Raw genomic sequence first — 8,561 nt, 5'->3', positions numbered from 1 at the left:
GAGTAGACCCGGCGGCGCATTGCGATCCATCATCACCTTACCGGCAATCATGCGCATGTTGCGCCGGTGCGCCTCCGTAAAGAATGAATGCACGGAGGCTTTGTGCACCGAGCAATATGCTGCTGCGGTTGTCGTACCGTGGCGGATCAACTCATCGAAAAACGCAGAGCCGATCTTTTCCGGATGACCTTGATTGGAAAATTTCTGCTCTTCGACGAATGTATATTTGTCGAGCCACTCCATCAACGCACCGGCATAGGAACCGACCACCTGCATCTGCGGATAATGGATGTGACAGTCGATGAAACCCGGCATGATCAGATGTGGATGATGATCGATAACTTCAACGTTGCGGCCGTCTCCCGCCCGCAACGTCGCAAATTCATCCATTGCAATGATCTTGCCATCGCGAATGAGAATCCCGCCATCCTCGAGATATGTGAATGTTTCGGCGCTCGTCTCACCGTTCAACGGCTCATCATGGAATGTCAGAATACGTGCACGCAACAATAGTTCTGTCATGGTGTTGCTTTTCCGGCCATTGCACCCCGATACCACGCGACGATCAGCGCGCGCTCGCCATCGGTGATATGCGTCAGGTTGCCAGGCGGCATGGCATGGCTCGCTCCGGCCTGAATATAGATCTGGCTCGCATGGGTCGCGATCAATTGATCCGTATCGAGACGAATACCCTTTGGCGGCAGCATGATGCCCTCCCACGATGGCTCCGCTGCATGGCACATCGAACAACGTCCCATTACCGTGTCGCGAACCTGTTCGAAGTTCTGCGCAGCGAGGAAAGGTTCAGCAGCGCGGGACACCTTCTCCTCGCCTGTCAGGACTTTAGGTACCGTCGACAACCAGATGATAACGATAAACAAAATGGCACTGGCAAGCCATGTCCAATGCGGATTGCCTGTTCCTGCATGTCTTGAGTTGAAATAATGCCGGATGAGCACGCCAATGATGAATATCAGCGCGGCAATTATCCAGTTGAACTCGGTGGACGTCGCAAGCGGATAATGGTTCGACAGCATCAGGAAGATGACCGGAAGCGTCAGATAGTTGTTGTGCGTAGAGCGCTGCTTGGCCTGTTTGCCGAGCCTGGGATCGGGCGTCTTGCCCGCGATCAGGTCTGCGACGACTTTTTTCTGGTTGGGTATGATCAGCAAGAACACGTTGCCGGTCATGATCGTCGCGGTGAATGCGCCAAGGTGCAAGAGTGCGGCACGTCCAGTAAACAGATGCGTATAACCCCATGCCATGAATACGATCACGCCATAGAGTATGAGCATCAGCAGGGTATCATTGGACTCGAGCGGAGACTTGCAGAGAAGGTCGTAGATCAACCAGCCGATTGAAATCGACGCCAGCGAGATCAGGATAGCCACAGGCGTCGAAACATCGAGCACATTGCGATCGATCAGAAATAGATCGGCGCTGCCGTAGTAGACAATGCAGAGCAGCATGAACCCGGACAACCAGGTGAAGTAGGATTCCCATTTGAACCAGATGAGGTGCTCCGGCATGTGGGGCGGCGCGATCATGTATTTTTGGATATGGTAGAAACCTCCCCCATGAACCTGCCACTCCTCGCCACTAACACCTTGTGGGAGATTTGCGTGCCTCCGCAATCCAAGATCGAGCGCGATGAAATAGAAAGACGAACCTATCCAGGCGATTGCCGTGATCACATGCAGCCACCGCGCGGCGAAGCTCAGCCATTCCCAGAAGATCAGATAATCCATCGAGGCCCCATTTGAAATTTGAGGCTACAATGCTGTTCTTCACAGACCGACGCAACTGGCGAGACAAACGTGCGCTGAGATCGGATCAGGGCGCGCCGAAAATGGTGATTTTCGAGAATCGGAGCGGAGTGAACTTTTGGGTTCATGAGCACCGGAGCGCAGAAAAGCGCCATTTGCAGGCCGTCCTGGCCCGAATCATGCTGCAACTATTGAGAATCGTGGAAGATGATGCCGAGCGTATGGCGTTTTCCGCTGCGCAGGCGGCTGACGCCGTGACGCATATTCACGCGATAATAGCCGCGCGTGCCCTTTGCCGGACGCTGGCTGACCGGAAAGACCACCGCATCGCCTTGCCGCAGCGGTACGATCTCCGCACGCGACTGCATACGCGGCCGTTGCTCCGTCAGGACGAATTCGCCGCCGGTAAAATCCTCGCCGGGTTTCGACAACAGAAACGCCACCTGCAGCGGAAACACATGTTCGCCGTAGATATCCTGGTGCAGGCAATTGTAGTCGCCTTCGCCATACTCCAGCAGCAACGGTGTCGGACGATTCTGACCGGCAGCGTGGCACCGCTCGATGAATGCCCGATGCTGGTCCGGATACCGGACAGTGATGCCCATCAACTCGTTCCAGTGATTGGCGATGCTGGCCAAGGGAGGATAGAGCGATTGGCGCAAATCGCCGATGACATCGGGCAAAGGATACGCGAAATACTTGTACTCTCCCCGGCCAAACCCATGCCGCGCCATGACAATGCGTTTGCGAAATTGGTTATCGTCCGGATAGCCTCCGGCTATTTCTTCGCATTGCGCATTCGACAAAATGCCTTTCAAAATGGCGCAGCCGAAATTGTCCATTTCCGCTTCTATCGTATCCCATCGAATGGTCGATGTGCTGCTGATTGCGTCAGCCATGATGACCTCCATTTCGAACTAGGTGTGAACTTGTCTTCAGCAAAGTGGACAACTTGGTCATTTCGTTCCACCCGTTTCCTGCAAAACGACATATTTTCCAGCCATTGGTGGCGAAACGCGACGATTTTGAGTGACTCACGCTTTCAGACTTCATAAAGAGAGTCGCAGCGAGGCGCTTTGCGCCGCGACGTATTGATATTGGATGACAGGATGAGCGTTCACGGAAATAGCAAAAAAGGAAAGCGAAGCGCTGCTCCGCTCCTGATTTCTATTTTCTGGCTTGTATCCACGATCAGCGCCGCTCTGGGCACAGTGTATGTGACCGGTGCGGAGACCAATATTGCGGCAAAGGATGCCGGTACGCCAACGCGCAATGAAACGCGCTTGGCCCACGAAGCCAACAGTCAGTCTACCCCCGTGCAGAGCCCAATGCGCGTCGCGGCGCTTGAAGCTTTGCACCTGAAGATCAAAAGTGGCCTCGGGTCCGATAGCAGCTCACTGGCTGCTTTAGTGCCTCAAGGGCATGCGTTTGTTATTGCGAACGGGAAAAGCGTCATTTCGGTTCCGTCCGGAACGACCCCGGCGCTAGACCGCAATTCTGTTTTCCACGCCCGCGCTCCGCCTCTGACCGCGGCCTGACATCACCGTTTCCAATAGGGAACGACGAAAACAAATCCGGCGGCCGCCAGGCAAACTCGTAGATCAGTTCTCGGCAGCGCGCCCGCACTCCATAACGGAATTTAAGATATGCGTACGTCGAGATGGGTCCTTTGGACCTACATTGCTATTATCCTGGTGGGTATTGTCCTCGCCCTCCCCAACGCTTTCACCAAGGCGCAGCTCGAAGCTATGCCAAGCTGGTTCCCCAAGAAGCAGGTCGCCCTGGGCCTCGATCTTCGCGGCGGTTCCTATCTCGTGCTGGAAGTGGACGCGGCAGCACTCAAGAAAGACCGTATTCGCTCAATTCTCGACGATACGCGCGGTCACCTGCGCACAGCAAAAATCCAGCCGCAATCTGTCCGTGTCGCGGGTGACAGCGTCATCGTAACACTGGCAGATGCGACACAAAGCGATGCAGCAGTTGCAGCCCTGCGCGATCTGACCACTCAAGTCGCACAAGTCGGGTTCGCCGCACCTGTCAGTGACATCGATATCACCACAAACGGCAACCAGATTCGTCTGACGCTGACTGAAGCCGGAATGAAGGACAAGCTGGACAATGCACTAACGCAAAGTCTGGAAATCGTCCGTCGCCGCGTCGATCAGGTCGGCGTTGCCGAACCTTCCATCCAGCGCGTCGGTTCCGATCGTATCGTCGTTCAGCTCCCCGGGTTGCAGGATCCGAGCCAGCTGCGCGCCCTACTCGGCAGCACGGCCAAGATGACCTTCCATATGGTTGCGGATCGCAATTCTGGCGCTGCGCCGCCTCCCGGCGTATCCATCTTGCCGGATGCGAAAGATCCCGCCATTACCTACCCGGTTGAAGACCGCGTGGCACTCAGCGGTGAACGCCTGACTGATGCCCGCGCGGCCTTCGATCAGCAAACCAACCAGCCGATCATTTCATTCCGCTTTGATAATGTCGGTGCGCGTCAGTTTGCCGATATCACCAGCCAGAATGTCGGTCGTCCCTTTGCCATCGTGCTCGACGGCAAGGTGCTGACAGCTCCCGTTATCCAGGTTCCCATCACCGGCGGCTCCGGTCAGATCACTGGTAATTTCACGGTTCAGGATACGGTCACCACCGCTGCTCTGCTTCGTGCTGGCGCTTTGCCGGCGCCGCTGACCGTCATCGAAGAACGTACCGTGGGTCCTGACCTTGGTGGCGACGTCATCAAGATGGGCGTTCTCACGGGCCTTATCGGCTTCGCACTCGTGGTGGGCTTCATATTCGTCCTCTATAGCGGCTGGGGTCTGATTGCCAATCTGGCACTCGCTCTCAACGTCATTCTTACATTCGGCATTTTGAGCCTGCTCGGCGCGACACTGACGCTCCCCGGCATCGCCGCCATCATCCTCGGTATCGGCTTTGCTGTTGATGCGAACATCCTCATCAACGAACGTATCCGTGAAGAAGCGCGCAAAGGTATCGGTGCGATGGCTGCGGTCGATCGCGGCTTCAAGCTCGCTTATTCGACGATTATCGACTCGCAGGCCACACACCTTATCGCGACGCTGCTGCTGTTCCTCTTCGGCACCGGCCCGATACGCGGCTTCGCCATCACCATGATCATCGGCGCACTTGTTTCGATGTTTACGGCAGTCACCGTTGTCCGTGTCATGATGACGGCGATCGTGCGTCGCCGGAAGATGAAGACAATCCGCATCGAACACCTCTTCAAGCTCGTACCGGAAAATACCAACATCTCGTTCATGAACGCGCGTTTCTTCGGTATCGGCGTTTCGATCTTCCTGTCTATCGCTTCGATCATCCTCTTCATCCATCCCGGTCTGAATTACGGTATCGACTTCAAGGGCGGTATCCAGGTGGAAGTTACGACGTCCAAACCTGCGGACCTCGCCACGATGCGTTCGACTCTTGAAGGCCTCGGTCTCGGTGAAGTCGCCCTCCAGCAGGCCGGCGGCGACAACAAGGTGCTTATCCGCGTCCAGCGTCAGGACGGCGGCGAAGAAGCGCAGACCGCGGCCGTTACCAAGGTCAGGGCTTCCGTCCAGCAGCTTGATCCCGGTGTGAAGATCGAGAGTTCGGAAGTCGTCGGACCGAAGGTCAGCCAGGAACTGGCTCGGTCCGGCGTCCTCGCCGTTACCCTCGCCAGCCTTGCCATGCTGCTCTACATCTGGTGGCGGTTCGAATGGCACTTCGCCCTTGGTGCAATTGCCACGCTGATCCTCGATACCACGAAAACCGTCGGCTTCTTTGCGCTGATGGGGCTAGATTTCAACCTCACGGCCATTGCCGCTCTGCTGACCATCATCGGTTACTCCGTCAACGACAAGGTCGTGGTCTACGATCGAATGCGTGAGAATTTGCGCATCCATAAGAAGATGCCGCTGCGTCAGATTATCGATCTGAGTATCAACCAGACCTTGGCGCGTTGTATCTATACCTCGCTGACCGTGTTCCTTGCCATGCTTCCCATGGCAATCTGGGGCGGCAAGGCCGTGGAAAACTTTGCTCTGCCGATGCTCTTCGGCGTGGTCATTGCCACGAGTTCGTCGCTGTTCATCGCGGCGCCGATTCTCTTGCTGCTCGGAACCTGGTGGGAAAAGAACCATGCTTCGCGCATCGGCTCGGGCGAAAGCCCGCCATCCAGAGCTGATCGGCTGCCAACTTAGCGTTCAACGCTAACTATTTGCGGCGCAGGGAAAAAATCGCGTTTCCTGCGCCGCAGAGCCGATGAAATCGGTTTGCAAGCCACCGGAGGTACGCAATACTGCTGCGACAGCACCTGTTCGCAGGACCCATTGATTTTAACCATTGATCATCTTACGAGGGAGACGCCGACATATGCCTCATGAAACGCCGTTGATTGCGACAATCGTCATAGGTCTGGTTCTGGCCTTTATTTTCGGTGCGATTGCCAATCGTCTGCGTATTCCTCCCCTTGTCGGTTATCTCGTAGCCGGTGTTTTGGCCGGCTCGCATACTCCCGGTTTTGTCGCCGATCAGGAGCTGGCTTCCGAGCTCGCCGAGATCGGCGTCATTCTGCTAATGTTTGGCGTCGGCCTGCATTTTTCCTTGAAAGATCTGCTCTCGGTTCGTGCCATAGCAATTCCCGGCGCCATCGTGCAGATTTTGGTAGCGACTTTGCTTGGCGCCGGCCTTGCCTGGATTCTCGGCTGGAGCATGCAGGCGGGTTTTGTTTTCGGCCTCGCGCTCTCGGTGGCAAGTACCGTGGTTCTCCTGCGCGCCATGCAGGAGCGGCGCCTGATCGAGACAGAACGGGGGCGCATCGCGGTCGGCTGGTTGATTGTCGAAGATCTTGCCATGGTTCTTGCCCTTGTCCTGCTGCCAGCTATTGCCGGCGCGATCAATGGCGGTAGCGAAACGGGCGATATGGTTCGGGCCGCGAGCGACCCAATCGTCAGATATTTCGATCTTGGCATCGGCGGTGTCATTGCGCTGACACTTGGCAAGGTTGTAGCTTTCGTTGCAGTCATGCTCATCGTGGGGCGCAGGGTAATCCCCTGGACCCTGCATGCGATCGCACATACCGGATCGCGCGAGCTTTTCCGCTTGGCTGTGCTGGCGATCGCATTGGGCGTCGCCTTCGGTGCAGCCAAGTTGTTCGGCGTGTCGCTGGCGCTCGGCGCGTTCTTCGCTGGCATGATCATGAGCGAATCCGAACTTAGCCACCGCGCAGCAGAAGAATCCCTGCCGTTGCGCGATGCTTTTGCGGTGCTGTTTTTCGTCTCGGTTGGCATGCTGTTCGACCCGATGACAATCGTCAATGATCCCTTGCCGCTGCTTGCAACGCTCGCAATTATCGTCGTTGGCAAGTCGCTCGCGGCATTTTTCATCGTCCGCGCCTTTGGCTATCCAACGGGCACTGCCCTGATCATTTCTGCAAGCCTGGCGCAGATCGGTGAATTCTCTTTCATTCTCGCCGAGCTTGGCGTCGGGTTGGGAATGTTGCCGGAGGAAGGCCGCGACCTCATCCTCGGTGGCGCCATCTTGTCGATACTAGTCAACCCTTTGGTGTTTGCAGGGGTTACATACCTGAAGCCGAGGCTCGAAAAGCGCGTGCCCACCGAAGAACCCTCGACCGAAGATTTGGCAGCAATTGAAACCCCCGATGTGGAAATTCGCCCAACCACACTTACTGACCATGCCGTTCTGGTTGGCTATGGCCGTGTCGGCAGTCTTGTCGGTGAGGCGCTTAAAGAAGTCGGCAAGCCGTTTCTCGTTATCGAGGACGCCGACAAAACTGTGGCGAAACTGCATGAGGAAAACATTGAAACGATCGTCGGCAACGCAGCCAATGGCGATATCCTCGCCGCCGCCAATCTTGCCCAGGCCCGTCAACTGATCATCGCCATCCCGAACGCTTTTGAGGCCGGACAGATCGTGGTCAAGGCCCGAGCCGCAAACCCGGTCATCAGCATTTTGGCGCGGGCTCACTCGGATGCCGAGGTCCAGCATTTGCAGGATCTCGGCGCAGACGCGGTTATCATGGGTGAACGTGAAATAGCGCGCGGAATCGTCGCCCACATCCTCGATCTTGAAGACCCCAAGCCGGAGAAATCGAACCGTATAGAAGCAACAAAAGCGGTATAGAGTCAGAATGGGCGAGCGGGAAAAAGCATGAAATTGAAGGATTACGTATGGCCGGTTGTTGGGCTGGCCGCCGTCGGGATTTCCGTATGGCTCCTTTACAAGGAGCTGCGGAGCATCTCGCTGGATGACGTGATTCATAGCCTCTATGCCATTCCTGCACACCGCTGGATCCTGGCAGGCTTTGCATCCCTCGTTGCCTACGCGGCTCTGGCCGGATATGATCGTATCGCGCTGCTACATCTGCGCCGCAGGATTTCCTGGTTGTTCATCGCGCTCTGTTCGTTCACCACCTACGCACTTTCGCACAATATCGGCGCCTCGGTCCTCTCTGGAGCCGTGGTTCGTTATCGCGCCTATTCCTCGCAAGGTATGAGCGGCCCTGAAATTGCGCTGCTCATCGCTTTCTGTTCATTCACTTTCATTTTGGGCGTATTGACGCTGAGTGCAGTCGTTCTTCTCATCGAGCCACATCTCCTTCAGCGTTTCAACGCGGAACTGCCGATTTCCCTGAGCTACGTGCTGGGTTTCGGTGCCTTGGCAATCGTGTTGCTCTATGTGTTCGGCAGTTGGCTGCATTTCAGGCCGCTTCGCATCCGGCGCTTCACGCTCGAATACCCACGTTTGCCAGTGGTCGCCCAGCAACTGATCGTCGGGCCA

The 8,561-nt window shown here is 56.3% G+C and carries 7 protein-coding genes; 4 read left to right on the top strand and 3 right to left on the bottom strand.

Translation table 11 applies throughout. The features are described 5' to 3' along the window. The 3 genes from ACXJ5O_RS13325 to ACXJ5O_RS13315 form a co-directional block, all read right to left on the bottom strand. On the bottom strand, positions 1-522 hold a 522-nt coding region (locus tag ACXJ5O_RS13325; protein ID WP_457300308.1), incomplete at its 3' end, for an amidohydrolase family protein. Next, complete coding sequence (locus tag ACXJ5O_RS13320; RefSeq protein WP_457300307.1) at positions 519-1,748, bottom strand: urate hydroxylase PuuD; 1,230 nt, start codon at positions 1,746-1,748, stop codon at positions 519-521. The genes ACXJ5O_RS13320 and ACXJ5O_RS13325, both read right to left, overlap by 4 nt. Positions 1,749-1,954: 206 nt before the next feature. Continuing rightward, a complete protein-coding gene (locus ACXJ5O_RS13315) occupies positions 1,955-2,665 on the bottom strand; it encodes a 2OG-Fe(II) oxygenase (protein WP_457300306.1) in 711 nt (236 codons plus the stop codon). A 210-nt stretch (positions 2,666-2,875) separates the two neighbouring features. Between ACXJ5O_RS13315 and ACXJ5O_RS13310 the strand changes: the two genes are divergently transcribed. The 4 genes from ACXJ5O_RS13310 to ACXJ5O_RS13295 all read left to right on the top strand — a co-directional run. Continuing rightward, a complete protein-coding gene (locus tag ACXJ5O_RS13310; protein ID WP_457300305.1) occupies positions 2,876-3,304 on the top strand; it encodes a hypothetical protein in 429 nt (142 codons plus the stop codon). Positions 3,305-3,412: 108 nt separating this feature from the next. After that, positions 3,413-5,962, top strand: a complete 2,550-nt coding sequence (gene secD / locus ACXJ5O_RS13305) for a protein translocase subunit SecD (RefSeq protein WP_457300304.1) — start codon at positions 3,413-3,415, stop codon at positions 5,960-5,962. A gap of 172 nt (positions 5,963-6,134) precedes the next feature. After that, positions 6,135-7,904, top strand: coding sequence for a YbaL family putative K(+) efflux transporter (ybaL, locus tag ACXJ5O_RS13300; RefSeq protein WP_457300303.1), 1,770 nt, complete (start codon positions 6,135-6,137; stop codon positions 7,902-7,904). A 27-nt stretch (positions 7,905-7,931) separates the two neighbouring features. Then, a partial coding sequence (locus tag ACXJ5O_RS13295; RefSeq protein ID WP_457300302.1) for a lysylphosphatidylglycerol synthase transmembrane domain-containing protein occupies positions 7,932-8,561 on the top strand: 630 nt, incomplete at its 3' end.

It is taken from the genome of Phyllobacterium sp. P5_D12 (assembly GCF_054049495.1).
This window is presented reverse-complemented; position numbering and strand designations above follow the sequence as displayed.

What these genes read in the sequence shown, in the direction of transcription:
- ACXJ5O_RS13310 (WP_457300305.1), top strand. Translation starts at nt 2,876, where the DNA reads ATGAGCGTTCACGGAAATAGCAAAAAAGGAAAGCGAAGCGCTGCTCCG.
- ACXJ5O_RS13315 (WP_457300306.1), bottom strand. Translation starts at nt 2,665, where the DNA reads ATGGCTGACGCAATCAGCAGCACATCGACCATTCGATGGGATACGATA.
- ACXJ5O_RS13320 (WP_457300307.1), bottom strand. Translation starts at nt 1,748, where the DNA reads ATGGATTATCTGATCTTCTGGGAATGGCTGAGCTTCGCCGCGCGGTGG.
- secD (WP_457300304.1), top strand. Translation starts at nt 3,413, where the DNA reads ATGCGTACGTCGAGATGGGTCCTTTGGACCTACATTGCTATTATCCTG.
- ybaL (WP_457300303.1), top strand. Translation starts at nt 6,135, where the DNA reads ATGCCTCATGAAACGCCGTTGATTGCGACAATCGTCATAGGTCTGGTT.